We start from the raw sequence: 24,949 nt of genomic DNA on the forward strand, positions 1-24,949 counted from the left end.
TTGGGCCGCAACTTCCAGGTGATCTACGAGCAGGCCAACGCCCACGGCCAGAAGGTGCAGTCGGCCGGCAACAACATGGCCAACACCGACTCGGCCGTCGGGTCCAGCTGGGCCTGACCGGGCCGCTCCCTGCGCCGAGTGTGAACCGGCGGTGTGGAAACTCTGCTGGAATCCTCGCCCTACCTTCACACTCGGCGCGCCAGAGGCTACGACATCGCGGTCGGCGGGGATTCCAATCGGATGATCCGCGCCGGAACACCGCCAACCTCGGTGTCGTCGGGCACGGCTTTTGTCACGACTGCACCGGCCCGGACTCCGACCCGGTTGCCGATGTCCACTCCCAGTACCACGGCATTGGGATAGAGGTAAACGTCATCACCGAGAATCGGTGCCCGGCCGCGGGCCTCGCCTAGTGTCACGCCCTGGTGGATTCGGCAGTTCGCACCGATCCGAGACTGTGGGTGAACCCACATCGGACCCCAGTGCGCGATCGATAGGCCCGGACCGAACACATTCAGCGGGATGTAGAAGCAAAATCGCTCCCCGATCAGACGGTGCCGCGCCTTGTAGGCCAGCGCGACGGCACGTCCTAGCGGTGTGCGCGCGGTGTTCGTCCAGTATTCGGCTTTGCGCAGGACACGCTGAAAGTAGGCGGGCCGGTGCAGGAAACGATCGCGGAATCGCCACCGGTCGAGTCCGTGTGCCCTGAGGTCGGCGGCCAGATAGTGAGCCAGGTCGGCCCGAGATTCAATCATAATTGAAACATACTAAAAGTATCATCTACGCTTCAAAACAGGGTGCATGGTAGGTGGACGTCAGTCGTCACCGCTGGTCCAGAGTTGCTCGGTCAAGTCGTGGAAGGCTGCGAGGACTACACGGTCTTCCGATCGATGCAGGGCCGATTTGCTCATCAGCGCACGTACGGTCGATCCGTCCCGGTGTGCAACCGAAACCACCCCGTTCGCGTACGCCTGCATCGCGTCCAGTGGCGAGTCCGTATCCGAGGAACCGACGAAGAGTTGATGAAACTGCAGTGTGGCGACGTCGTCACGGCTGTAACCGGTCATATCTGCGAACGCCGCGTTGGCGAAGACGATCGTGCCGTCCTCGGCGATCGCCAGAACTGGCACCGGTATGCGTCCGAGGATGACCATTGCCGGCAGTTCCTGCAGTGTAGTCACTGCGGACCGGCTTGTCCGGCAAGACCTGCGCCGGTCAATGCGAGCGATGCCACTGTACAGTTCCATTGCACTGCCTTTCATTACTGCTCGGGGAGAAACACGAAGGTGTTGACGTACACTCCGCGGATCATCCAATTGTCTTCCCAGCCGCCGACGTTGGCCGGACTCTGGTGCGTTTCCGGATCGAATTCGTCGATGGGCCGCAAGGTTCCCTTGATGTCGAAATGGCCGGTGTAGTTCAGGCCTCCCAGCCACCGAGTGATCTCGGCGACGGCATTGGGGTGATGACGCTCCTCGGCCTCGATGAGCAGCGCTGGGCGGTTGCGCCGCAGTGTCTCCGCGGCTCCGTGCAGTACTGCCAACTCGTGGCCCTCGACGTCGATCTTCACGAATCCGACATCGCGAAGATGCAGATCGTCTAGTTGCAACACCGGGACGTCGATGGTGGCGACTGGGCTGTGCTGAGCGTCGGCCAAGGTGTTGCTCGCTTCGATGGTGCTGCGCCCGGGATCGGATTCCACCACCCGCATCGCGGTGGTGCCGGGATGGTCCGAGAGTGCCATCGCTTTGACGTCGGCTCTGACGCCTACCGCGTCGAACATGGCCTTGAGTGCGCGAGCCTGGGCCGGCCGGGGTTCGAACGCGATCACGGACCGCGAAGATCTCAGCATCGCAACGCAGAACTCGCCGACCGCGGCACCGACGTCCACCGAGATCCGGGATGGATCGCATAGTGAGGTGACCAGCTGCAGTTCCGGTTTGGTCGCGGCGATCTCCTGCAGAATCCGGTACTTCCGTTGCCAATACCAGCGTGGCGCGATGGCGCGGGCCAGTGGCGCAGTCCGCCGTTTGATGTCAGTCGGCACGTGTGACGACCCCCCTCCGGGTCTTGGCGCAGGTAGTCTTCGCGCCTCATCAGAGAACATACCAAAAAATGTCAAAAATGCTGGACGTCATACGGAAGGTATGTAATCATGACGATGTGAAGATGCGGAGTTTGTTGTTGGATCACCACGCGATGGGTGGCCGGGCATGAAGGTTGTGCTGTTCTGTGGGGGCTACGGCATGCGGATGCGGGCGACTGGGGACGACCTGGTGCCCAAGCCGCTGCAGATGGTCGGTCCGCGGCCGCTGCTGTGGCATGTGATGCGCTATTACGCGCACTACGGGCACAAGGAGTTCATCCTCTGCCTGGGCTACGGTGCGGCCCAGATCAAGGACTTCTTCCTGAGCTACCGCGAGATGGAGTCCAACGACTTCGTCATGCAGGGCGGGCGGGTGGACCTGCTCGACGCCGACATCTCCGACTGGACGGTGACGTTTATCGACACTGGGCTGGCATCTCCGATCGGCGAGCGGCTCCGGCGGGTGCGGAAGTACCTCGGCGACGACGAATACTTCCTGGCGAACTACGCTGACGTGCTCTCCGACGCCCCGCTCGATCTGATGATCGACGGCGTCATAGGCAGTGATGCCGTGGCGTCGATGCTGGTGGTGCCTCCGCAGTCGTCGTTCCACTGCGTGGATGTCAGCTCCGACGGCGATGTCAAGGAGATCGCTCCCGTCACCAAGTTCCCGATCTGGATCAACGGCGGCTACTTCGTGTTGCATCGGGACGTGTTCGACCTGATCCCCGAGAACGGTGACCTGGTCGGCGACGCCTGTATGCAGCTGGCCGGCACCGGAAAGCTGATCGGCTACCGCCACAACGGCTTCTGGAAGCCCGCCGATACCTTCAAGGAGCGTGCCGAACTTGACGCCGACTACAACAACGGACACCGGCCGTGGATGGTGTGGGATGCCGCCCGGGCCGCCAGTAGGCCAGCATGATCGCCCTGACGACCGGCGGCATCGACTCCGTCGCCGTCATCGGTGCGCACTGCGACGACATTCTCATCGGTGCCGGCGCGACGCTGATCGAGATCGGCCGGCACAACCCGAGTGTCGTCATCAACGCGCTGGTGATGGCCGGAGCCGGTACCGAACGCGAAGTGGAGGAAAAAGAGGCGCTGGCCCAGTTGTGCCCGTTGGCCGAGGTGCGGCTGACGGTCGTCGACCGGCCGGACGGTCGCCTTCCCGGCGACTGGGCGACGGTCAAGGCGCAGCTCGCTGCGTTTCGGAGCAGCTGCCAGCCTGACCTTGTGATAGGTCCGCACCGCGGCGACTTCCACCAGGACCATCGACTGCTCGCCGAACTGATCCCCACCGAGTTCCGCGACCACCTGGTCCTGGGCTACGAGATTCTCAAATGGGAATCAGATCTACCGAATCCCGCTCTATACCTGCCCATCTCGGCTGAGACTGCGCACCTCAAAGTTGAGCTGCTCGCGCGGTGCTACCCGTCGCAGACCAACCACCACTGGTTCGACGACGAGGCGTTCCTGGGGTTGATGCGGGTGCGCGGGGTGCAGTGCAGTGCGCGCTATGCCGAGGCATTCACCGTCGACAAGGCAGTGTTCGAACTGGGGGGGAGGAGCGCGTAATGCGAGTGCTGGTCACCGGAACCGACGGGTACCTGGGTTGTCTGCTCGGCCCGTTGTTGCTCGAGGACGGCCACGACGTGGTGGGCCTCGACACCGGCTACTACAAGGCCGGCTGGCTGTGCCCCGGTCACCTGACCGGGAGTCCAGACCGTGCCGAACCGCAAACCCTGGTGCGGGACATCCGGGAGGTGACCGCGACGGACCTGGTCGGCTTTGACGCGATCGTGCACATGGCTGAGCTCAGCAATGATCCGATCGGTGATCTGATCGGTGACGTCACGTTCGACGTGAACCACCGCGGCAGTGTGCATCTGGCGGAGTGCGCCAAGCGCGCCGGGGTCGGCCGATTCATCTACATGTCCTCCTGCAGTGTCTACGGCATCGCGGATGGAACCGTCGATGAGACCAGCCCGATCAATCCGCTCACCCCGTACGCGCAGTGCAAGGCGCTCGTGGAACGGGATCTGAGTGCGATGGCCGACGACGACTTCTCGCCGACCTTCCTGCGCAACGCCACTGCGTTCGGCGCTTCGCCCCGGATGCGGTTCGACATCGTGCTCAACAATCTGGCCGGCCTGGCGTGGACGGAGGGCCGCATCGCGATGACCAGTGACGGCACACCGTGGCGTCCGCTGGTGCATGCCCTGGATATCGCCCAGGCGATCCGGTGTGCGCTCGACGCCGACCGCGACACGGTACATGCACTGGCGGTCAACGTAGGCAGCGACGACAACAACCGCACCGTTCGCGAGATCGCCGAAACCGTCAGCACCGAATTCCCCGGCTGCGAACTGACGTTCGGCGCACCCAACCCCGACAACCGCAGCTACCGGGTGTCGTTCGCCAGGATCCGCGAAGTTCTCCCCGACTTCCGCGCGCGGTGGGACGTGGCGGCCGGCGCAGCCCAACTACACCGGGTGTTCGATGCGATAGCGATGGATTCGCAGACGTTCCGCGGTCGGGGGCACGTCCGGCTGAAGCAGATCGAATACCTGCTCAAGACTGGTCAGGTCAATGGTCAGTTGTTCTGGACGGAGCGCTGAGTGCGGTACACCGAAACCGACATCGCCGGCGTGATGATCGTCGACATCGAACCGCATCATGATGAGCGCGGCTTCTTCTCCAGGTCGTTTTGCTCTGACGAATTCGCTGCATACGGACTGGATCCCAGTGTCGCGCAGACCAATATCTCGTTCAACCACACCGCGGGCACGGTGCGCGGCCTGCACCGGCAGGCGCCTCCGTATGCCGAGGCGAAACTGGTGCGCTGTACCCGCGGTGCGCTTGTCGACGTCGCGGTCGACGTGCGGCCGGAGTCGCCCAGCTACGGACGACACGTGATGGTGCAGTTGACCGCCGAGAACCGGCGGGCGCTCTTCATTCCGCCGTACGTCGCGCACGGCTTTCAGAGCCTGGTCGACTTCACCGAGATCCTCTACCTGGTCAGCGGTCGTTACCTGCCGGATGGCCAGGAGGGATTCCGGTGGGACGACCCGAACTTCGGCATCCAGTGGCCACTGCCGGTGACAGCGATCTCGGAGCGTGATGCCAACTGTCCGTTGCTGGACCCGACGGAGGTCGAGAGGGAGGGGTCATGACACCCGTGCGTGCGGTACCGGTCCGGATGGTGGTCAGCGGCAACATCGTGGAACGCCACGACACCGCTGAGGTCCTGTCGATTATCGCGTCTCGACTGGATTCCGAAATGCCGGCCGGGTTGGCTGTCGGATCCGTGAACCTCGACCACTTGCACCACTTCCGCAAAATCGCGTCGGTGTCCAACGGCCATCTGGAGTGGTTGCTGCTGGCTGACGGGATGCCTATCGCACTGCGCGGGCGCCTGCTGACCTCGCGGCCGTGGCCGAGAGTCACCGGAGCGGACCTGCTGCCGGCCGTGCTGAGGTTGGCAGCGGCATCCGGTCAGCGCGTCGGCTTCTTCGGCGGCAGCTCTGAAACCCACCGGATCCTGGCGGAACGTCTTGCCGTCGAGTTCCCGGCGCTGTCGATCTCGGGGATGTGGTCACCCCTTGCGTGCGAGATCGATTCAGGCTCAACGAAGTTGGCGGCGGAAATTGCCGCTGCGGCGACCGATGTCCTCGTGGTCAGCCTCGGCAAGCCGTTACAGGAACGCTGGATCGACCGCTACGGGTACACCACCGGTGCGCGGATCTTCCTGCCGTGCGGCGGTGCCATCGACTTCATGGCCGGAGCCACCCTGCGGGCGCCGCACTGGATGCAGCGAATCGGACTGGAGTGGTTTCACCGGTTGACCCATGAGCCCCGACGACTGGCCCGGCGGTACCTGCTGCAGGGCCCGGTTGCGCTGCTCCTCGCGACGCGTGCCCAGTTGATCTGCTACCCGGGTGTCGCCTACGCGGGCAACCAGATTCGCGATGGCGACTCCACCGAATCGGCAACGGCGTAGCTGGTGACACCGATGACGACGATTCGAAGCAGAACCGGAACACCGCCGGGCGCCGCACAGCGGGTACCACCGCGACCGGCAGCCAGGAACTGGCAGCGCCGGTACGTGGCTGGCCTGCGGATCACGGACACCCTGATCGTCTGTGCGGCCGTCATGCTGGCGCAGTATGTCCGATTCGGCGAGTCGCCGGACCGGTCCGGTTATCCAGGGTCCCTGATGACCCTGTTCTCGGTGTTGTTCATCGTGCTGTGGTTGGCGTCCATTGCGGTGTTTCACAGCAGGTCGCGGCCTATCATCGGAGTCGGGATCGACGAGTACCGGCGGATCGTGAGTGCGTCCTTCTGGACGTTCGGTGTGATCGCGGTGGTGACATTGCTTGCCAAAATCGACTTGGCCCGTGGCTATCTCGCGGTGGCGTTGCCGGTCGGCACGGTCGGATTGCTGGCCGGGCGGAACCTGTGGCGACGGCACATCGCGCGCAGCAGGGTGCGTGGTAGGCACCAGACGATGGTACTGGCGGTGGGTGACCGCCCGGGGGTCCTGCACCTGGCTCAGGAACTCATGCGCAATTCAGCGGACGGCCATGTGGTGGTCGGGGTGTGCATCCCCGGATACGGCCCGTCCCGGGGCAAGAAACTCACGGTGCATGGCAGGGAGATCCCGATTCTCGGCGACGAGAACCATGCGGTGGCCGCGCTGACCCAGTGCGGTGCCGACACCGTGGCGGTGACCGGTACAGACCGGTTCGGGGTGCGCGGCCTGCGAAGGTTGACGTGGCAATTGGAGGCGATGGACATCGATCTGGTGGTCTCGCCTGGGGTGATGGACGTCGCGGAATCCCGCCTCGTCATGCGGCCGATCGCCGGCTTTCCGCTGCTGTACGTCGACAAGCCGCAATACCAGGGCGCCAAGTCTTTTCAGAAGCGGGCATTCGACTTCTGCTTCTCGGCTGCGGCGGTTATCGGGATCGCGCCGGTCCTGGGGGTGGCGGCGATGGCGATCAAGCTCACCAGCAAGGGGCCGGTCTTCTACCGTGCGGAACGTATCGGTCTTGATGGCGAACCCTTCATGATGCTGAAATTCCGCACAATGGTCGACGGCGCCGACACCCAGGTCGATCAACTGCTGCAGCGCAACGAAGGCGCCGGCGGGGTGCTGTTCAAGATTCACGATGACCCCCGGGTGACCGCCGTCGGAAAGATCCTGAGACGTTTCAGCGTCGACGAACTTCCGCAGTTCATCAACGTGCTCAAGCGAGAGATGAGCGTTGTCGGGCCGCGGCCGCCACTGCGGCGTGAGGTGCAGACCTACGACGGCGAGGTCAAACGCCGACTGCTTGTCAAACCCGGTGTCACCGGACTGTGGCAGGTCAGTGGCCGCTCGGACCTGTCCTGGGACGAATCGGTGCGGCTGGATCTGTCCTACGTCGACAACTGGTCGATGACCGGTGATTTGTTGATCATCTTCCGCACGTTGCGCGCCGTTCTGGCCCGGGACGGGGCGTACTAGTGGCCGAATCGACGACGGCGGTCAAAACCGCTGTCCCACAGTCGCAGATCGCACACGCGTTCGCTGTCCAATTGGGTGCTCGCCTCATCGGAATGGTTGCGTCGGTGATCTCGGTGACCATGACCGCCCGCTACCTGGGGCCTGGCAGATACGGGCAACTCCTGATCGCGGTCGCGTTCATCGGGATGTGGGCGAGTCTCGCTGATTTGGGGATCGGCACCGTCATCGTGCGTCGTGTCACCTCAGGCCATGGTGAACTCGAACGCCTCGTTCGGGTGAACAGCGGGCTGTCCCTGGCCTATTGCCTGCCGTTGGCTGGGCTGGCCGTGGGAAGCGGGGTGCTGACCTACCGCGACCATGACGTGCGGGTGATGCTGGCCGTGCTGTCCGGGCAGTTGTTGATGCTGACCATGACATCCCGCCTGCAGCCGGTGTTTCTGACCATGGTCCGGTTCAGTGCGGTAGCGGTCTCCGATGTGGTGAGCCGGGTGGGGATGTTGGCGACGATCAGCGTGCTGGTCACCAGGCACGCAGACGTGATCTGGTTCGCGGTCGCCCAACTGGTCCCGTGGAGCCTGCAACTGCTGGTGCAAGGTGTCGCTGCGTCGCGCCACATTTCACTGCGACCGATCTTCTCGCTGCGGGAGTCGGCCGACCTGGTCCGGGAATCGCTGCCACTGACCGGGGCTGCGGTGGTCGGCATCCTGTATTGGCGCACCGACGGTGTGATCCTGTCGTTGCTGAGCACCCACGGCGAGGTCGGCGTCTACGGATTGGCGTATATGGTCGCGTTCAACGTTGAGATGCTGTCAGCGTTCTTCCTCAAGTCCACGCTGTCGACGGCCACCGAACTGTTCGCCCGCGACATCGCCGCATTCGCGGCGTTCCTGCGGCGCAGTGTCGAGTTGATGTGTTTCGCCGCGGTCCCGATAGCGGTGGTCGGCGCGCTGGTGGCCGGACCGCTGATCGGGCTCTTCGGCGACCAGGCGTTCGTCGACCGTGGCGGGCCGACACTGGCGCTGCTGTTCGGCGCCGCCGCACTGCGATTCGTCACGGGCACCCTCGGCCAGGGGTTGATCGCCAGCCATCAGCAGCAGTTCTTCTTCCGGATGTTCATCGTCAGTTTCGGACTCAACGTCGTGCTGAACGTCGTTCTGGACGGCCGGTTCGGCGCCGTCGGCGCAGCGGCTGCACTGGCGGGAACCGAACTGTTCGGGTTGGCCATCGCGAACTGGTGGATGCGCCGGCAGTGCGCCTACCGGACTCCGGTGGCATTCCTGGCGCGGACGCTGGTCCCCACAGCGTTCGCAGTGGCGATAACGCTGCTGCTGTCGGGGCAGCACGTGGTGCTGACGCTGATCGCCGCCGGAGTCGGCTATGCAGCGGTGAGCCTGGCGATGGGGCCGGTCAGTTGGGCGACGGTCAAGTCGATGTTTGGAAGGAAGGCGGTGGCATGATCACGGCACACGATCGGGTATATCTGAAGCGGCCCGCCAACCCACCTCCGCCGCTGCCGGATGCCCGGCCACTGGCGGTGCTGATCGTCACGTACAAGAGCCACGACCTGCTGGAGCAGTGCTTGGCAAGCGTTGCGAAGCACCTGCCAGGCCTAGCGGTGTACGTCTACGAGAACAGTGGCGCCGACTATCCCGGGCGCGAAGAACTCGCCGCCCGCCACCCCGACGTGCACTGGGTGCTGGGGCGAGTGAACCTGGGCTTCGCCGCGGCGTTCAACGCGCTTGTCGAACACGCGCCCCCAGAGGTCGACCTCCTGATGCTCAATCCCGATGCTCGGCTGCTGGGACCGCTGATCCGCACCCGCCGATTGCTTCGCGGGCCCGGGGTCGCGGTGGTGGCGCCGCTGGCACACGACGACGCGGGGCCGGGACCGGCGCCGTGGGACATCGCAACCCGCCGCTGGACGCTGCTGCGCGCACTGATCGCCGCGTCCGGTTACACCTCGGCAGCCAAATACGCGAATGCGCTACGCGGCACGCCGATCTCGCTGCTGTATGCCCGCCAGCCCGCCGAATCGCAAGCGATCGAAGGGTTCATCGGCAGTGGCTGCATGGCGATTAGCCGGGCCGCTTGGAATGCCATCGGCGGCTACGACGAGGAATACTTCCTCTACGGCGACGACGCCGACTGGCAGGCTCGGGCTCGCGCGGCCGGCTGGCGGATTCTGCTGGCCGACGAGATCGCCGTCGAGCACGGCAATCCGACCATCGACGCCGGTGCCGGAGGTCCGGCTGGCACCCACGGACCGAAGGTCTCCACCGCCGAACGCGGTCGAAACCATGATCTGCAGCGCGCCAACACCGCACTGGTGCTGGAGCACGAACACACTGTGCACCATGCTGACGCCTATCTGGCTGGTACCACGCTGCTGGACCGGGTGCAGCGGTCCAAGCGCGCCCAGCGCAGGGCCGCCACTCGTCGCGCGGCTCTGCCCACGATCGTGATCGTCACCAACCGCTTGGTCTACGGCGGTGCGGAACGCCAAAAGGTCCTGCTGGCAACCGAACTGGATCGCCGTGGCTATCCGGTCACGATCGCCTGCGTGCAGCGGTTCGGTCCGCTGATCAAAGAGGTTCCGCACAGTGTGCGGGTGGTGCGCCAGCCCTGGTGGGCTCCGGTCGTCGACATCCCCAAGGGGCCCGCCGTGCTGATCTCCAGCGACACCAACACCGAAACCGGCTTCGCCACACTGTGGCGGGCCGGTGGTTCCGGCCGGCGCTGGTTGGTGGCCCCCCACTCCGCTCGGGAGCAGCGGGTCTACTCGAGGCCGCTGGCGGCGGCGATGAGCCGCGCCGACGGCTTCGTCGTCCTCGCGCAACGCCAGTGGGAGATCCTGTCAGCACACCATCGACTATCCGGTCAACAGTTCGTGGCGCCCAACGGGATCAACGCGCCGGCGCAGTTCGTTCCGCCAACCCGGGCCGACGGTGAACCGCCACACCTGGTGATGCTCTCGCGGATCGTCGAGGACAAGAATCCGCACCTGCTGGTCGAGGCGCTGGGCGGCCTCACCGAGATGCCCTGGCGGTTGTCGATCTTCGGTGACGGACCAGACCGGGACAGGCTGCAGGCACTCACGCCTGCGCATCTGGCCGACCGCGTGCAGTGGCGTGGCTGGTCGGATGGGCCCGGACCTGCCCTTGCCGATGCCGACCTGCTCTGTCTACCGAGTCGCACCGAAGCGTTCCCCCTGGTGATCCTGGAGGCGATGGCACGCTCCATACCGGTTGCGGCATCGGCGGTGTGCGCTGTTCCGGAAATGCTGGGCCACGGCAAGGCCGGCCTGGTCGTGGAACCGAACTCCGTGGCGGGGTGGCGCTACCATCTGGCCGAAATCCTGGCCCAGCCCGAAGCGATGCGTGCGATGGGGCAGCGCGGCGCTGAGCGCATGCGCGCCCACTACACCGTCGAGGCGATGACCGACGCCTACGTCGAGGCGATCGAGGCGGTCCTGTGACGATGTATGACACGGTGATCGCCGGCGGCGGCCCGGCCGGGACTGGGGCGCTGATCTGGGCGGCACGGCACGGTCTGCTCGGCGACTGGTTGGACCGGGGCGTGGTGATCGTGGAGCGGTCCGACGCTCTCGGCGGAACGCTCTCCAACTACGCGTTGAACGCCGACTCCCGGGGCAGTTCGTTTCTGGAATGCCTCGACGGTCCGAACTGTGAACCATTCCTTACCGAGGTCCGAGCCGATCCGGTGACTCGGGAATTGGGGCGTTGGCGTGACCGGCGGCCACCGCTGGAACTGGTCGACCGCTTTCAGCGTCGGCTCGGCGCGGCGCTGCGGGCCGAGTTCGACCGGCACCCTCGCAGTCGTGTTCTGACCGGGGTGACCGTGCGGGCGGTACACCTGAAACATGATGGGGCATTGGTGGCCAAGGTCGTCGAACGGGATAGCCGGCCGGCGGCCATAAACAGTTCCAGCATCGTGTTGGCGCTAGGCGGGCGGGAAAACACCGCGGTGGAGAGCGTCGATCTGGCACCGGGGCTGAACCTTGCCCACTGGCAGAGCAAAATCATGTCCAGCCACCGGGTGATCTCCCGTGGTGGGCAGCAGGAAGTTGTCGGCCGACTGGCGGATACCGGTGGTGAGCCGAGGGTGGTGATCATCGGCGGCTCACACAGTGCGTTCTCGGCGGCCTGGGTGCTGTTGGAGGACATTCCGGGGTTGACGTTCGGTGCCGGAGGTGTACAGATCATCCACCGCAGCGCTCCGCGCGTCATGTACCGCACATGCGACGAAGCCCGCGACGACGGTTATGAGTTCGGTGAAGCCGACGTCTGCCAGGTGACCGGGCGGGTGCACCGGCACGGTGGTCTGCGCGGCGAGGGACGCCGGGCCTGGCGACGCATGGACGGCAAAGCCGGCGAGCAGCCCGATGGACGTGTGGCCTTCACCTTGACTGCCGGGCTGAGTCGAGCGGAACTGATCCATCGGCTCGACGCTGCCGACCTCATTGTGTCCGCACTCGGGTACCGCATGGTGACTGTCCCGGTGTTCGATGCCGACGGTCTCCCGGTGCCACTGCCGAACGCCGGGCCTTGCGTCGACCCTTGCTCGCGACTGTGCGCCGCCGATGGCCGACCGGTACCTGGTGTTTTGGCGGTCGGGCTCGGCAGCGGGTTCCTGCCTCCGAAGGAACTGGGTGGCGAAGCATCCTTCGCCGGCAGCCACGCGAGCGTCTGGGAGAACCAGCACGGCCTCGGGGAGATGATCTACCGGGCCGTCAAAGACCGTGCTGTGCAACCGATCCTCGACCCCGGCGCCCAATGGCCTTCGGGTGGGCGGCTTTCGGCGTCGCTCGCAGTTCTGACCGCCGTGTACGAGCAGAGATTCGGCAGGCCACCGCTTGAGTACGACACGACTACGCCGCCGCTGTAGGGGCGCGGGTATGACCAAGACATCAACGATACGTGGAATTGAGGGATAGATGCAGTGCAGGTTGTGTAACTCGACTCGACTGGTCAGTGTGCTGGACCTGGGTGCGACACCGCCGTGTGAGAAGTTCCTCACCGCCGGAGAACTGGACCTTCCGGAGCAGACGTTCCCGCTGCACCTGCGATTGTGTGAGGACTGCCTGCTGCTGCAGATCCCGGCGCTGATCACCCCGGAGGACACCTTCACCGAATACGCCTATTTCTCGTCGTTCTCCGATAGTTGGGTGCAGCACGCGAAGGTGTTCGTGGACACGGCGATTCAACGTCTGAGGTTGGGCGCCGATTCACTGGTGGTGGAGGTCGCCAGCAACGACGGCTACTTGCTGCAACACATGGTGGCTGCCGGGGTGCATTGTCTGGGGATCGAACCGTCGGTTAACGTCGGAGCTGCGGCGCAGCAGCGCGGGGTGCAGACGGTGACCGCGTTCCTGGATGAGCATGTGGCCCGAACCGTGCACGACATCAGCGGTCCGGCCAACCTGGTGGTGGCCAACAACGTCTATGCACACATTCCGGACCTGCTCGGCTTCACCCGGGCACTGCGGATGCTGGTGGCAGACGATGGCTGGCTGAGTATCGAGGTGCACCATGCGCTGAACCTGGTCAGCCTGGGGCAGTTCGACACCGTCTACCACGAACATTTCCAGTACTACACGTTGCTGTCGGCGACCCGAGCGCTAGCGACCGCAGGACTGGCGGTGGTCGACGTGGAACTGATTCCGACCCATGGCGGCTCGATGCGAATCTGGGCCCGGCCGAAGGAGTCTGCCGGAACGCCGAGCGAGCGGGTGACCAAAGTGCTGCGCACCGAAGAGGCCGCCGGGCTGCACGGCGTCGACGGATATCGGCAGTTGCAGGCACAAGCCGATGCCGTGCGCCAGGAATTGCTGCGATTCCTGCTGCAGTGCCGTGACGCCGACAAGCGGGTGGTCGGCTACGGGGCACCCGGTAAGGGCAACACCTTGCTCAATTACTGCGGCATCCGCACTGATCTGATGGAGTACACCGTGGATCGCAACCCCTACAAGCACGGCCGTTTCACGCCGGGAACCCGCGTCCCGATCCACGATCCGGCGCGGCTAGCCGCGGACCGCCCGGACGTGGTCCTGGTGCTGCCGTGGAACCTGGAAGCCGAACTGACCGGTCAACTCAGCTACGTCGCCGAGTGGGGTGGGGAACTGGTGTTCCCGCTACCGACGCCGCATCGCGCAGCGAGTGCGGTGGCCTGATGAACGTGGCGGTCAGTCTGCCGAGTCGGGTGTTGTGGCACGCGCTGCGCATCGGTGCCCGCTACCTGCCCGACACGGCGTCCGAAGCGTGGACACGTCGCGAGGCGGCCCGGTACTGGACCGCTGAATATGGGGTGGACTGGCGCGCGAACGCGCACTGGCGGTCGGGGCTCGGGGAGAAGACTTGGCACGAGGTCGGCGAGAGTCACCTCCGTATCTATCAGCTGTTCGCCAAGGCGTTCCGGCTTCCACCGTGGCCTCGGGTGATGCTCGAGTGGGGGTGTGGCGGTGGGGCCAATGCAGTGACGTTCGCTCCGATTGCGACCCGATACATCGCTGCAGACGTCTCGGCGCAGAGCACTGCTGAATGCGCGGCCCAGGTTCGCGCGGTGTGCCCGACGCCGGTTGAGGAACGTCGTATCGACCTGGATCAGCCACGGGCGGCGGCCGCCGGCCTGGAAAGTCAGTGCGACACGTTCTTGTGCGTCTACGTTATTGAGGCGACCCCAGGTCAGGCGGATGCACTGGAGATCGTCCGCATTGCCGAGTCGGTCCTCAAACCGGGTGGGCTCGCGGTCATTCAGGTCAAATACCACACCACCGATCCGCTGACCCGGGGCCGGCGTCGCCGGTCCTACCGGCGCCGCTCGGCGCTCACCACGACGTTCGGGATCGACGAGTTCTGGTTGCGGGTTCAAGAAATCGGCTTGGAGCCGCGGTTGATCCATCTCGTTCCGCGTAACGACCTCGACGGCCGGTATGCCTACTTCGCACTCACCAAACCCTGAACGCTGTCCATCAACAGGCTTGAAATCAGTTACTGCCCAGGAGGATTCGATGACAATCCAGTCAGCGTTGCAGCACGTCGAAACGTGGCAGGAGGAGATGTCCCTGCTCGCGTCGATCATCGAGGACCTCGACGGCCCGCTGGAGATACTCGAAGCCGGGTGTGGGCGTGAGTGGCTGCTCGACCTCAAAGGTGTCGACTACCGGGTGACCGGGATCGACCTCGATGCGCACGCGCTGCGAAGTCGCATCGAGATCCGGGGAGACCTCGATGAGGCGATCGTCGGGGATCTGACCGTCGCGGGCGCGATCCCCGTCGGGTGGTACGACGTCGTCTACTGCTCTTTTGTGCTCGAGCATATTCGTGACGCCGAGGGCGCGCTGGTGAACATGTTCGACGGACTCAAGCCGGGCGGCCTGCTGGTGCTGCGTATCCCGGACCGGGACGCGGTGTACGGCTGGACCGCAAGCCGTACACCGTTCCGCGCGCACGTCGCCTACTACAAATATTTCCTGGGCATTTCCGACGCCGGAAAACCCGGCCACGCACCGTATCCCACCTACCATGAACCGGTGGTGTCGCGTGACGGCGTCCGGGATTTCTGCAGCCGGCACGGGCACGAAATCCTGAACGAGTGGGGCCACACCTACTACGTGCGCGGCCCCGGTGCACGGATTCGGTTGACGCGGGCGTACGCGAAAGCACTATCGGCAGCGTCACTCGGCGCTCTCGCATGGCGGCACAACAACCTCACCTATGTGATCCGCAAATAGGTCCCGAGTCGGTGTCCGACGAGTGGTGTGCCCACGCTCGATAATCGTGAGAAAGGTTGACCGGTATGGAGATGCAGAGCATCGCGACCCGTCGCGCGGATGGGACGGCCGGCCGCCTGGTAGGTCGGACCGCGGTGGTGACCGGAGCCTCCAGCGGGATCGGACGCAGCATCGCACTGCGGCTTGCCGCCGAGGGCGCAGCCGTCACCGCCGTCGGCCGCAGCGGGAAACGGCTGGACACGGTGGTGGGCACTGCCGCGGGCCGCAACGGGGCCGGTGAGATCACCGCCGCGCAGGTCGACCTGACCGACGACGGTGCGCGCCGTGCGTTCGTGTCGTGGCTGGCCCGCGGCCCCCGGGTTGATCTACTGGTGCATTCGGTCGGGCTGTATCGCAGGGCACAACACGCCGACGCGGCGCTGGCCGACCTCGACGATATGTATGCCACGAATGTGCGCGGACCCTACGCACTGACCCAGGAGCTGCTGCCGATGCTACGAGCCGCCGAAGCCGCTGACATCGTCATGATGAACTCCACGGCTGGGCTGCGTGCAGCCGGTCATGTCGGCCAGTACGCGGCCACCCAGCACGCGCTCAAGGCGATCGCCGACAGCCTGCGCCAGGAGGTGAACGCTGACGGGATCCGAGTGTGCAGCATGCACCTGGGTAGGACCGCGACCCCGTTGCAGGAGGACGTTTTCCGGGCGGAGGGGCGACCCTACAACGGTCAGTTGCTGGTGCAACCCGATGATGTCGCCGAGGTCGTCGTCAACGTGGTGAGTCTGCCGGAGCGAGTGGAAGTCCCGGAGGTTCACCTGCGCCCGAGCCGGGCCAGCTACTGAAAACGCAGCCGTCACGGAGCTAGGGGCTCGATGGTCCAGCGCCCGTCTAGCTGCGGATAGCGCGCGCTGACTTCGGGGTACAGGTCCGGCAATGTGAGCAGCACCCGCCCCGGATTCGCTGCAATGAGTTCGTCTGGGGAGATGATCGCGACGTCGGTTCCGGGTATCCGCCGGCCCCGTTTCGCCGGTGAAGCGTCGGCGACGGCCCGTACCAGGTGCCGGTTGACCCCGGCCAGGCTGAACAGCGCAGGTACTCGTGAGGCAGCGCCGTAGCCGTAGACGGAGTGCCCGGCGGCGGCCGCACTCTCCAGCCAGTTCCGTAGTCGCGCTGCGCGCTCACGGGCCGTGTACTGCAGCCGTCCGACGACATTCGGATCGGTGACCCCGAAATCCCGTTCCCGTGCCAGGATGTCCCGTACTCGCCGACCCGGCTCGACGTTTCCGGGCACGGCAGCCACCAGCACGGTTCCGCCGTACAGGTCGAACTCCCATGCGGAGGCCACACCCATCCCAGCGGTGGCCAGCAGGGTAGTCAACGCGGTCAGCGAATAATAGGCGAAATGTCCGTGGCGCAACGCATTCCACTGCCCGTCGCGCACAATCGCCAGCAGGGAGTGGAATTGCAGCAGCAGCACCCCACCGGGTGCGGTCGCGCGCGCCCTCAATTCGAACGCCGAGCGCTGGTCCGGGTCGTGCATGATCCCGAAGCAATCCAGCACCAGGTCGGCACGCTCTGACTGTGTGTAGCCGCGCTCGGTGAGCAGCGGAATCCAGCTTCCGCCGTGCGGACTGCCGAACTCCCGCACCGTCGCGCCTCGCAGCCAGCCGTCGGTTGCGACACGCCGGACCGCGTCGGCCGCTTGGTCTCGCAACGCCTGCGGTTCGACCGCACGGGGTTCCGCGGTCACAGTGTCGTCGTCCGCGAGTTGCGCCAGGTTGCAGTCGGCGCACAGGCACATCGCCAGCGGATGCGACGTCTCGCGCGGGTCCACCGGTTGGTTCGCCAGCGGGAAGTCGTCAGCGGCCGGCACTGCGCCCAGGTCCAGGACCGGACTCAGCGCAGTGCCACCGCAGCTGCGGCAGCGGTTCACACCGGCCTCCGATCCGGTGCACGGCCCTGCAGGAAGCAGATCTTTCGGTACCAGGAATACGTGGCGACCGCGGCATAGGCGATGACCTCGATGCGCGTGAGACGCCAGATCGAGACGGCCATGCCGTCGATGCCCACCGACAGCAGCAGGCACGACAGGCGGCAGACCGAGACGGCCACCGCAGTGAGATACCAGGTGGCGACCGTGCGTGACCGCGGGTCGCGCTGCAGGATCAGCAGGGCCCGCACCGTGTTGGTGAGCAGATATCCGGCGCCGCCTACCAGGAGCAGCCAGTAGGACCCCAACGCGAACGTCACCGGCGAGAAGACCAGATCGGAGACGTAGCTGCCACCGCATCCCGAAGCGACGAAGCATCCGATGAGCAGTGGAAGGTAGACCGTCGCCGGCAACTCCAGTCGCTGCCTCAGGTAGCGGAGTCTGGCGTGCTCGGTCATCTTCAGTCGACTGAGCGCCATGTAGAACAGCGCACTCAGGCCTGTCAAGTAGGCGATGTGCCCGATCAGGTCTTCGACGTTCCACAGCCGGGTGGCGGTGTGCAGGAACGGGCTGACGTGGCGGGAGACGTGCGGGTGCAGCAGCAGGATGTGCAGGCCCAGACCGGCGACGGTCAGCGTTGCAGCGGATTCCCAGCGGCTGCCCCAGGTGTCGCGGCGCGCCCACAGCGTTCCGGCGGCCACGGCTACGGCGACGGAGGCTGCGATCATCGGGCGGGCCTCCTTCTACAGCGGCGGAGCATCGGGGTCATAGCGGGTGGGCTTGCTGTGGCGGGCCGGCTTGCGAGTTGGCGGCGCAGCACTGGGGGAGGCAACGCGGCGTGGCGCAGCGTAGGTCCGGATCGCCGGTGCGACCGGGCGCCCGGACAGGAACCGGGACGCGTCACCGGCGTCGATTGCTCGTCGATAGACGAGCAGCGCCTCGCGGGTGGCGTCGATGGTCTCATCGATGTCGGTCCGAGTGTGCGCCGCCGAGACGACGAACGACTGGCCCAGCACGCCGCGCTGCAGCATCTCCTGCAAGAACAGTGTCCGAAACCCCTGTGAGTGCTGTTGTTTCGCGTCTTTGGTTTCGAACACCAGACACGACGGTCGGCCGATCACCCGCATATGGGCAGCCAGTCCCAACTCGGTGCTGATCGCATTGATGGCCGATGCCAGGTGTCGCCCGGTCTGTTCCATGCGCGTGATCGGATCCTCGACGAGATAGGCGCGCCGCACCGCACGGAATGCGGCCAGCGCCGCGGTCTCCGCGCCGTGGGTGGTCGACAGCAGAAATACCCGTGCGGCGTCGGTGCGTAGCCCGCCCAATTCCATGAGTTCGCGGCGGCCCGCCAGCGCCGACAATGGAAACCCGTTGGCCATCGCCTTGCCCCAGCACGACAGATCCGGGTGCACACCGTAGTAATGCTGGGCGCCGCCTAGCGACCAGCGGAACCCGGTGATCATCTCATCGAAGATCAGCAGCGCCCCGTGCCGGTCGCACAAAGATCGGACACCGTGTAGGAAGCCCGGGGCCGGTTCATGCGTCGCGGTGGCCGCCTCGAGGAGCACACACGCGATCCGGTCGGGGTATGCGCTGAACAGGGTCGCCAGGGAATCCAGGTCGTTGTAGGCAAATCGCGCGGTGGCCCGGATCGTGTCGGCCGGTACGCCCCGTGCCATGGGCGTCGTGCCGATGAACCAGTCGTCGGTGGAGTAGAACGGTTGATCACACACCGCGACCATGTCACGGCCGGTGACCGCCCGAGCCAGGCGCACCGCCGCGGTGGTCACATCGGAGCCGTTCTTGGCGAACTTCACCATGTCGGCGGCTGGAACCAGTTCGAGGAACTCCTCCGCGGCGTGCACCACCATCGTGGTGGGCCGGCTGAAGTTGGTGCCGTCGGCGACCGCGGCGCAGACCGCGTCGACCACTGGGCGGTAGCCGTGGCCGAGAGTGACTGACCGTAAGCCCATGCCGTACTCGATGAACCGGTTGCCGTCGACGTCCCAGACCTGAGCCCCGGCCCCGCGGACCAGGACCGGCGCCATGCCCTCCGGGTACTGATCAGGACCGCGAGCGTACGTGTGTGCCCCGCCGGGTACCAAGTCATGCAGGCGAGTCTGCAACTGGTTCGATCGGGCGAAACTGCGGCGCTGTGTGTTGCCCCCGTCGAGGGCTGTGCCCGGTGCTGCTGTCACTTCGCCCCCGGTTCCTGCTAGTCGAGCTCACGATTGAAATACCATAATACATGATGATAATCATATAACAGTCGAAACGCATGTATTATCATCTATATGATGGTTGTCAGTTTTGCGAATGTGATGATCGGCGCGGCACGGTGAGCGGGCCGCGGGTGCTGTGGCTGTCCCCGTGGGTGCGCGGGGCGGCGCGGGTGATGGCAGAGGAGCTGATCCGCCGCGGTGCGGACGTGCTGCTGGTGACCACCGATGCGCATCCCGGCGCCGACGCGGCCCGCGACTACGAGCTGGTGCTCGACACCAGGTTGCGCACCGCGTCGAGCTGGCCGCCGCTGCCCGCGGCCTGGCGGCGCATCCGCCGGTTCAACCCCGACGTGGTGATCGCCGAGATGGTGCGCGACCCGCGCTGGATCGCACTGGCCGGGCGGACCCCACGCATCCAGCTCATCCACGACGACGCACCGCACGATCCCATCGAGCATCGGCCCGGCTACGAGCGGGCGGTGTTCGACCGCTGGGGGGCGCACTCGGCGGCCACCGTCACCTTCAGCGACTATGTCGCCCAGCGCATCACCGAGCGCCGTGACGTGGCCGGCACCCCCGTGCGAGTGGCGCCGCTGTGCAGCGACCTCGATGCGGAGCTGGTGCCGCCGTTCGTCGACGCCGACGGCCGCCGGGACTTCGTGATGATCGGCCGGCTCAACCCCTACAAGAACGTCGACGTGGTGCTGGCGGCCTGGGAACGCCATGTCGCCGGCGAGGCGTGGCGCGGCGACGAGTTGGTGTTCATCGGAGGCGGCTCCGCCGTCGAACGGAGCATGCCCAAGCACACCCGGGTGCGGCCCGGCGGCTACCGCTATGTCGACATCGTCGGCACGGTCGCCGCCGCCAAGGGTTCGATCGTGCACCACCGGCGCGCCTCACAGAGCGGGGTGCAGGTCGTCTCGATGCAGCTGGGCGTGATGCCGATCGCGTCGACGGCCGGGGGACTGTCCGAATACCAGCCTGTGGAGTGCCCGCCGGTCGGTGTCGACGACGTCGCCGGCCTGGCCGCGCTCTTCGACGAGCTGGGCGACCCCGAGACCGCCGCGGCGCGCGGTGCGGCGGCCGCACGGGACTACGCGCAGAAGTTCTGCGTCGACCGGTTCGCCGACCGGTTCCTGGATATCATCGCGGGTGTGGTCCTTGATTAGGCCAGCTGAGGTGAGCCCCTCGTAGTGGTCCAGTCGTTGTGCGACTCTGATGCCCGGTGTTCGGGCAGGAAGAATCGATGACGACATGGCAGGAAACAAGCGCCGGCGGCATACGCCGGATCAGATCATCCGCAAGCTCGCCGAGGGCAACAAGCTCCTGGGGACCGGCCAGGAACTGGCCGAGGTGTGCCGGCACCTGGAGGTCACCGAGTCGACCTGGCATCGCTGGGTCGCCCAGTACGGCGGGATGAAGGCCAGCGACGCCAAACGCCTCAAGGAGCTCGAGGCCGAAAACACCCGGCTGAAGAAGCTGGTCGCCAACCAGGCCCTCGACATCGACATGCTCAAGGAGATCTCGTCGGGAAACTTCTAACCCCGAACCGCAAGCGCAGCGCCGTGACGGTGCTGCGCGAGCGGTTCGGGGTCTCTGAGCGCCGGGCCTGCACGGTGGTCGGCATCCACCGCTCCACGATGCGACTGCAACCGAAACCGATCAGCGATGAGGAATCCGCGCTGCGGGACTGGCTTCGGAAGTTCTCCACTGACCGGCCCCGCTGGGGCTGGCGGCGGGCAGCGAACGCAGCACGGCGGGCCGGTTGGGCCGTCAACAACAAGCGCATCCACCGTCTGTGGCGCGACGAGGGCCTGCGAGTTCCGCAGCGCCGCAAGAAGAAACGCCTCACCGGCATCGGCGTGCAGGTCGGGGCGATGTGCCCGATCCGCCCGAACGTCATCTGGGCGATGGACTTTCAGTTCGACACCACCGCCGACGGCCGCACCATCAAGATGCTCAACGTGATCGACGAGTTCACCCGCGAGGCCCTGACGATCCACGTCGACCGGGCCATCAACGCCGACGGCGTCGTCGACGTCCTCGACCACCTGGCCCTGCAACACGGGGCACCGAACTACGTGCGCTTCGACAACGGCCCGGAGTTCGTCGCCCATGCGGTCAACGACTGGTGCCGATTCAACGGCACCGACTCGCTGTTCATCGACCCCGGATCACCCTGGCAGAACGCCTGGATCGAGTCGTTCAACGGGCGCCTGCGCGATGAGTTGCTCAACTCCTGGCGCTTTGACTCGCTACGGGAAGCCCGCGTGATCATCGAGGACTGGAGGGTCGACTACAACGCAAACCGACCGCATTCCGCCCACCGCGGACTCACCCCTACCGAGTTCGCCCTACAGTGGACCACGACCCACCAACCCCAAGCCGCATAGCGACTGGACCAGTAATCGGGTCCCCCTCACAGCCACGTTGCGGCAGAACGAGATTGCGCATGCCTCGCACCGACGTGAAGCACCTACTGCGCGAATCGGATTTCGCGCCGACATCGAGGGTTTGCGTGCGATCGCGGTGGTGGCCGTCGTGCTTTTTCACGCCGAAGTACCCGGTGTGAGGGGCGGGTACACCGGCGTGGACGAGTTCTTCGTGATCTCGGGCTTCCTCGTCACCGGGCTGCTCCGGATTCTGATTGGTCGTGGTCGGGCCACTGCTCGCAGCTGACCACAGTTCGCATGGCGGTCTCGAACCAAATCGATTTCTCGAGCGCGCTGCGACGGCAGAGTCACTTCGGCCAGGTCATCTCAGCGGCTTGCGGCCCCCCGGAGAGGTCTTCACCAAACTAGTGACCGACTCCGTTGCTTCCACCGCTTGACACCGCCATCTTTCGACGCGTGAAAACTACTTCCGGAGTGCGCCCGGCCGGGCCAGGGCACGATAGATCGTTCGGGCGGTCGCGTTTTTCCGCAACAGTTGGCGCGGGGTCCGCGGGGTCGGGAACACCAGTGCGACCGGGTGGCCGGCATAGGTCGAGGTCTGCGTGCTGATCCGGATGGCGTTGCGGCAACGGTCTTCGATAGCGTGCCGGTAAGTGTCGGCGTAGGCGGGCTGGGCGAAGAACACCTTGTTGAAGCCGATCGCGAACGGCGCCAGTTTGCCGCCGCTTTGCAGGTAGCGCAGGGTCCCCACGGCGACACCGGGCCAACGCTCATGGAACACATCGTCGGCGATGACGATCCCCCCGTCGGCCAGCGTCGCCTCGGCGAGGTTCATGTCGGAGAACACCACTTCTTCGGTGTGGCCGCCGTCGACGCTGAAGAAGCGGCATCGGGATTCCGCGAGTTCGATGGCGGTGGCGCTGTCGAGAAGGGTGGAATCGCCCTGGTGGATGACGACACCGTCGATGGAGGTCCACCGGTGCATGTTCGCCAGGAACGTGTCCAGGTCGCCCTGCCCGGAACCATCGCGGTTCAGGTGCTGGTCGGCGAAGACGTCGATCGCCAGCGCATGTTCCGACTCGCGGCGCAGCAGGTGCAGTGCGATCAGGAACTTGCCGTGGTGCACGCCGATTTCAGCGACCGAACCAGAAATACCGTTGGCGCGTTGGGCGCTGTCCAATGCTTGGACGATGTCCAGGATCTCCGGGGCCAGCCAACCCTGCACGAACCGGTGGCCGGCCAGCCGATATTTGGCGAATTCCTGTGGCATTGTTCTCCGTCCAGTCCTGTCGGTGTCTTGCGCGCCTGGCCTACGCCAGATGCATTTCTGCCTGGTCACTCTCGAACAACGTGGCTTCGACCAGTTCGATGAGGGTGTGGATGACGATGATGTGCAGTTCCTGCACCCGGTCGGCCCACTTGGTCTGGGTTCCGGTCACTATCGGGACGTCGACGGCCGCCGCGAGCGGCGAGTCGGCGCGGCCGACCAGTCCGATGGTGGAAATGCGCTTTTCTTTGGCGCGCTGCACCGCCGCCAGCACATTGGGACTGTTCCCGCTGGTCGACAATGTGACCAGCACGTCGCCGCAGCGACCGTGTGCCTCGACACCGCGGGCGAACACCTGGTCGTAGCTGAAATCGTTGCCGACGGCGGTCAGATGCGCGGCGTCGGCCAGCGCGATTGCGCTCAGCGCCGGTCGCGGCAGGCGGAAGTTGCCGCTGAGCTCTTCGGCGAAATGCATCGCGTCGCACAGGGATCCGCCGTTGCCGCAGACCAGCACCTTCTGCTCGGCGCGCAGCGCCTCGGCCAGCAGCGTGGCGGCATCCACCACCGAGTCGGCGAACGTCTCATCGGCGCGCAACGCGTCGATGTTGTTGCGTGTCGCGGTCATCGTGTCGATGACCACCCGCGCCATCGCCGAACGCGGCAGCGCGCCGTCTTGCAGGTGAAGTCCGTGCACGGTCATGGGTTTTCAGCCTTTCTGCATCGCGAGGTCGGTTATCCGAAGCCGTATTCGAAGGTGCGGGTGGGGCCGTGGTCGGCCGACCAGGCCCGCACGCCGGCGTTGTCCAACTTGACCGGTTCGGGTCGCAGCCCGGCGCGGCTCATCGCGGTGGCGATATCCGAGCGGCGTTCCATCGGGCAGTACAGCAGCAGGAATCCGCCGCCGCCTGCCCCGGTGAGCTTGCCGCCCAGCGCCCCGTGTTTGCGGGCGATCTCGTAGGCCTCGTCGACGGCGGGGGTGGAGATCATCGAGGTGAACTTCTTCTTGCACTCCCACGCTTCGTGCAGCAGCTCACCGGCCTCAGCGAGTTTGCCGGCCTCGAAGAGGCGCTTCATCTCGTCGGCGTAGCCGCGCTGCTGGGTCATCGCCTCGAAGACGGTGCGGTTGCCGACAGTCAGACTGTCTCGCTGCGCTTCGATGATCCGGCCGGAGTCCCTTGTCAAGTTGACAAAGCACAGCAGCAGCCGGTCTTCGAGTTCGTCGAGGAGCTGGCCGCTGACCGCCAGCGGCTGCACTTCCACTCCGGAGTCGGTGAACGTCAGGTAGTTCAGCCCGCCGTAGACCGCGGAGTAGTAGTCCTGCAACCCGCCGGCCAGTGCGAGGTCTTTGCGCTCGATCTGGTAGGCGAGCTGCGCGAGTTCCGGCGGTGTTAGGCCCCGGCGGCTGTACTCGTTGAGCAGTCCGACCAGGGCCACCATGACGGTCGAGGACCGGCCGAGCCCGGAGCCCACCGGAGCATCACAGCCGGAGAGCACATCGAAATCGGTGGAGAACTCATCGCGCGGGGCGAAGCGGTTCACCACCGCGTCCAGGAACGGGTCGGCGTTGGGTCGGCCGGTGCCATCGGCCCGATCGAACAGACCGACCTGTATGGAACGTGGCGCGGCGGAGGGTTGTTCGGTGGCGCGGCGGATCAAGCCGGCATAGGCGTAGCGGGCGATCGCGCAGGACACCACTGCACCGCCGGCTGCGCAGGGAAACGGTGGTACGTCGGTGCCGCCGCCGGCGAAGCTGATCCGCAGTGGGGCTTTTGAGCGCACGTACATC

General features: G+C 65.6%; 24 protein-coding genes and 2 pseudogenes. 17 read left to right on the forward strand and 9 right to left on the reverse strand.

The features are described from left to right. Positions 1–117 (forward strand): annotated as a pseudogene (locus tag KIH27_RS07795) (type VII secretion protein EsxI); the annotation flags it as partial. A gap of 89 nt (positions 118–206) precedes the next feature. Here the strand turns inward: KIH27_RS07795 and KIH27_RS07800 are convergent. The 3 genes from KIH27_RS07800 to KIH27_RS07810 form a co-directional block, all read right to left on the reverse strand. Then, complete coding sequence (locus KIH27_RS07800; protein ID WP_214092375.1) at positions 207–755, reverse strand: LbetaH domain-containing protein; 549 nt, start codon at positions 753–755, stop codon at positions 207–209. Positions 756–815: 60 nt separating this feature from the next. Continuing rightward, the gene (locus tag KIH27_RS07805; protein ID WP_214092481.1) at positions 816–1,181 is read right to left on the reverse strand and encodes a PAS domain-containing protein; all 366 of its coding nucleotides are present in this window, start codon (positions 1,179–1,181) and stop codon (positions 816–818) included. Between the two features lie 80 nt (positions 1,182–1,261). Beyond that, positions 1,262–2,107: an FkbM family methyltransferase gene (locus KIH27_RS07810; RefSeq protein ID WP_214092376.1), complete on the reverse strand. Its 846-nt coding sequence runs from the start codon at positions 2,105–2,107 to the stop codon at positions 1,262–1,264. 106 nt (positions 2,108–2,213) lie between these two features. Between KIH27_RS07810 and KIH27_RS07815 the strand changes: the two genes are divergently transcribed. The 13 genes from KIH27_RS07815 (at position 2,214) to KIH27_RS07875 (ending at position 16,190) form a co-directional block, all read left to right on the forward strand. Then, complete coding sequence (locus KIH27_RS07815) at positions 2,214–3,011, forward strand: glycosyltransferase family protein (protein ID WP_214092377.1); 798 nt, start codon at positions 2,214–2,216, stop codon at positions 3,009–3,011. After that, positions 3,008–3,664, forward strand: coding sequence for a PIG-L deacetylase family protein (locus KIH27_RS07820; RefSeq protein WP_214092378.1), 657 nt, complete (start codon positions 3,008–3,010; stop codon positions 3,662–3,664). Before KIH27_RS07815 ends, KIH27_RS07820 begins: the two co-directional genes overlap by 4 nt. Further along, positions 3,664–4,707, forward strand: a complete 1,044-nt coding sequence (locus KIH27_RS07825; protein ID WP_214092379.1) for an NAD-dependent epimerase/dehydratase family protein — start codon at positions 3,664–3,666, stop codon at positions 4,705–4,707. Before KIH27_RS07820 ends, KIH27_RS07825 begins: the two co-directional genes overlap by 1 nt. Then, positions 4,708–5,262 (forward strand): dTDP-4-dehydrorhamnose 3,5-epimerase, encoded by a 555-nt coding sequence (rfbC, locus tag KIH27_RS07830; RefSeq protein ID WP_214092380.1) that lies wholly within the window; start codon positions 4,708–4,710, stop codon positions 5,260–5,262. It abuts the gene before it with no gap. Continuing rightward, a complete protein-coding gene (locus KIH27_RS07835; protein ID WP_250149768.1) occupies positions 5,259–6,089 on the forward strand; it encodes a WecB/TagA/CpsF family glycosyltransferase in 831 nt (276 codons plus the stop codon). The genes rfbC and KIH27_RS07835 overlap by 4 nt, the downstream gene beginning before the upstream one ends. Positions 6,090–6,101: 12 nt before the next feature. Then, entirely contained in the window at positions 6,102–7,598 is a 1,497-nt protein-coding gene (locus KIH27_RS07840) for a sugar transferase (protein ID WP_214092381.1), read from the forward strand. Further along, on the forward strand, positions 7,598–9,055 hold the full coding sequence (locus KIH27_RS07845; protein ID WP_214092382.1) for an oligosaccharide flippase family protein: 1,458 nt from the start codon (positions 7,598–7,600) through the stop codon (positions 9,053–9,055). The genes KIH27_RS07840 and KIH27_RS07845 overlap by 1 nt, the downstream gene beginning before the upstream one ends. Further along, complete coding sequence (locus tag KIH27_RS07850) at positions 9,052–11,073, forward strand: glycosyltransferase (protein ID WP_214092383.1); 2,022 nt, start codon at positions 9,052–9,054, stop codon at positions 11,071–11,073. Before KIH27_RS07845 ends, KIH27_RS07850 begins: the two co-directional genes overlap by 4 nt. Before the next feature lie 2 nt (positions 11,074–11,075). Further along, a complete protein-coding gene (locus KIH27_RS07855; RefSeq protein ID WP_214092384.1) occupies positions 11,076–12,503 on the forward strand; it encodes an FAD-dependent oxidoreductase in 1,428 nt (475 codons plus the stop codon). 49 nt (positions 12,504–12,552) lie between these two features. Continuing rightward, positions 12,553–13,788 carry a class I SAM-dependent methyltransferase gene (locus KIH27_RS07860; RefSeq protein WP_214092385.1) on the forward strand — a complete coding sequence of 412 codons (1,236 nt, stop codon included), beginning with the start codon at positions 12,553–12,555 and terminating at the stop codon, positions 13,786–13,788. Beyond that, positions 13,788–14,576, forward strand: coding sequence for a class I SAM-dependent methyltransferase (locus KIH27_RS07865; RefSeq protein ID WP_214092386.1), 789 nt, complete (start codon positions 13,788–13,790; stop codon positions 14,574–14,576). Before KIH27_RS07860 ends, KIH27_RS07865 begins: the two co-directional genes overlap by 1 nt. 49 nt (positions 14,577–14,625) lie before the next feature. Further along, the gene (locus KIH27_RS07870) at positions 14,626–15,348 is read left to right on the forward strand and encodes a class I SAM-dependent methyltransferase (protein WP_214092387.1); all 723 of its coding nucleotides are present in this window, start codon (positions 14,626–14,628) and stop codon (positions 15,346–15,348) included. 65 nt (positions 15,349–15,413) lie between these two features. Beyond that, on the forward strand, positions 15,414–16,190 hold the full coding sequence (locus KIH27_RS07875) for an SDR family oxidoreductase (RefSeq protein ID WP_214092388.1): 777 nt from the start codon (positions 15,414–15,416) through the stop codon (positions 16,188–16,190). Positions 16,191–16,201: 11 nt separating this feature from the next. Here KIH27_RS07875 and KIH27_RS07880 read toward each other — a convergent pair whose 3' ends face one another. From KIH27_RS07880 to KIH27_RS07890, 3 genes are read right to left on the reverse strand one after another with little or no spacing between them, the layout of a single operon-like run. Continuing rightward, a complete protein-coding gene (locus KIH27_RS07880; protein WP_214092389.1) occupies positions 16,202–17,281 on the reverse strand; it encodes a class I SAM-dependent methyltransferase in 1,080 nt (359 codons plus the stop codon). Beyond that, positions 17,278–18,006, reverse strand: a complete 729-nt coding sequence (locus KIH27_RS07885) for a hypothetical protein (protein WP_214092390.1) — start codon at positions 18,004–18,006, stop codon at positions 17,278–17,280. Before KIH27_RS07885 ends, KIH27_RS07880 begins: the two co-directional genes overlap by 4 nt. A 15-nt stretch (positions 18,007–18,021) precedes the next feature. Next, positions 18,022–19,479 (reverse strand): glutamate-1-semialdehyde 2,1-aminomutase, encoded by a 1,458-nt coding sequence (locus tag KIH27_RS07890; protein ID WP_214092391.1) that lies wholly within the window; start codon positions 19,477–19,479, stop codon positions 18,022–18,024. Positions 19,480–19,634: 155 nt separating this feature from the next. On the opposite strand from KIH27_RS07890, the gene KIH27_RS07895 reads away from it, so the two are divergent. From KIH27_RS07895 to KIH27_RS07905, 3 genes and pseudogenes are all read left to right on the forward strand, one after another. Continuing rightward, complete coding sequence (locus tag KIH27_RS07895; RefSeq protein ID WP_214092483.1) at positions 19,635–20,672, forward strand: glycosyltransferase family 4 protein; 1,038 nt, start codon at positions 19,635–19,637, stop codon at positions 20,670–20,672. Between the two features lie 85 nt (positions 20,673–20,757). Further along, a protein-coding gene (locus tag KIH27_RS07900; RefSeq protein ID WP_214092392.1) for an IS3 family transposase occupies positions 20,758–21,896 on the forward strand; the annotation gives its coding sequence in 2 pieces (ribosomal slippage) (positions 20,758–21,028 and positions 21,028–21,896; 1,140 coding nt in all). Positions 21,897–21,948: 52 nt separating this feature from the next. Then, a pseudogene (locus KIH27_RS07905) lies at positions 21,949–22,140 on the forward strand (acyltransferase family protein); the annotation flags it as partial. Positions 22,141–22,359: 219 nt separating this feature from the next. On the opposite strand, the gene KIH27_RS07910 reads toward KIH27_RS07905, so the two are convergent. The 3 genes from KIH27_RS07910 to KIH27_RS07920 are packed head-to-tail and all read right to left on the reverse strand — an operon-like array spanning position 22,360 to position 24,948. Then, on the reverse strand, positions 22,360–23,166 hold the full coding sequence (locus KIH27_RS07910; RefSeq protein WP_214092393.1) for a class I SAM-dependent methyltransferase: 807 nt from the start codon (positions 23,164–23,166) through the stop codon (positions 22,360–22,362). A gap of 40 nt (positions 23,167–23,206) precedes the next feature. After that, positions 23,207–23,863: a D-sedoheptulose-7-phosphate isomerase gene (locus KIH27_RS07915; protein WP_214092394.1), complete on the reverse strand. Its 657-nt coding sequence runs from the start codon at positions 23,861–23,863 to the stop codon at positions 23,207–23,209. A 32-nt stretch (positions 23,864–23,895) separates the two neighbouring features. After that, the gene (locus tag KIH27_RS07920) at positions 23,896–24,948 is read right to left on the reverse strand and encodes a GHMP family kinase ATP-binding protein (RefSeq protein ID WP_214092395.1); all 1,053 of its coding nucleotides are present in this window, start codon (positions 24,946–24,948) and stop codon (positions 23,896–23,898) included. Position 24,949: the final 1 nt, after the last annotated feature.

This window comes from Mycolicibacter acidiphilus (assembly GCF_018455725.1).
Taxonomy (GTDB): domain Bacteria; phylum Actinomycetota; class Actinomycetes; order Mycobacteriales; family Mycobacteriaceae; genus Mycobacterium; species Mycobacterium acidiphilum.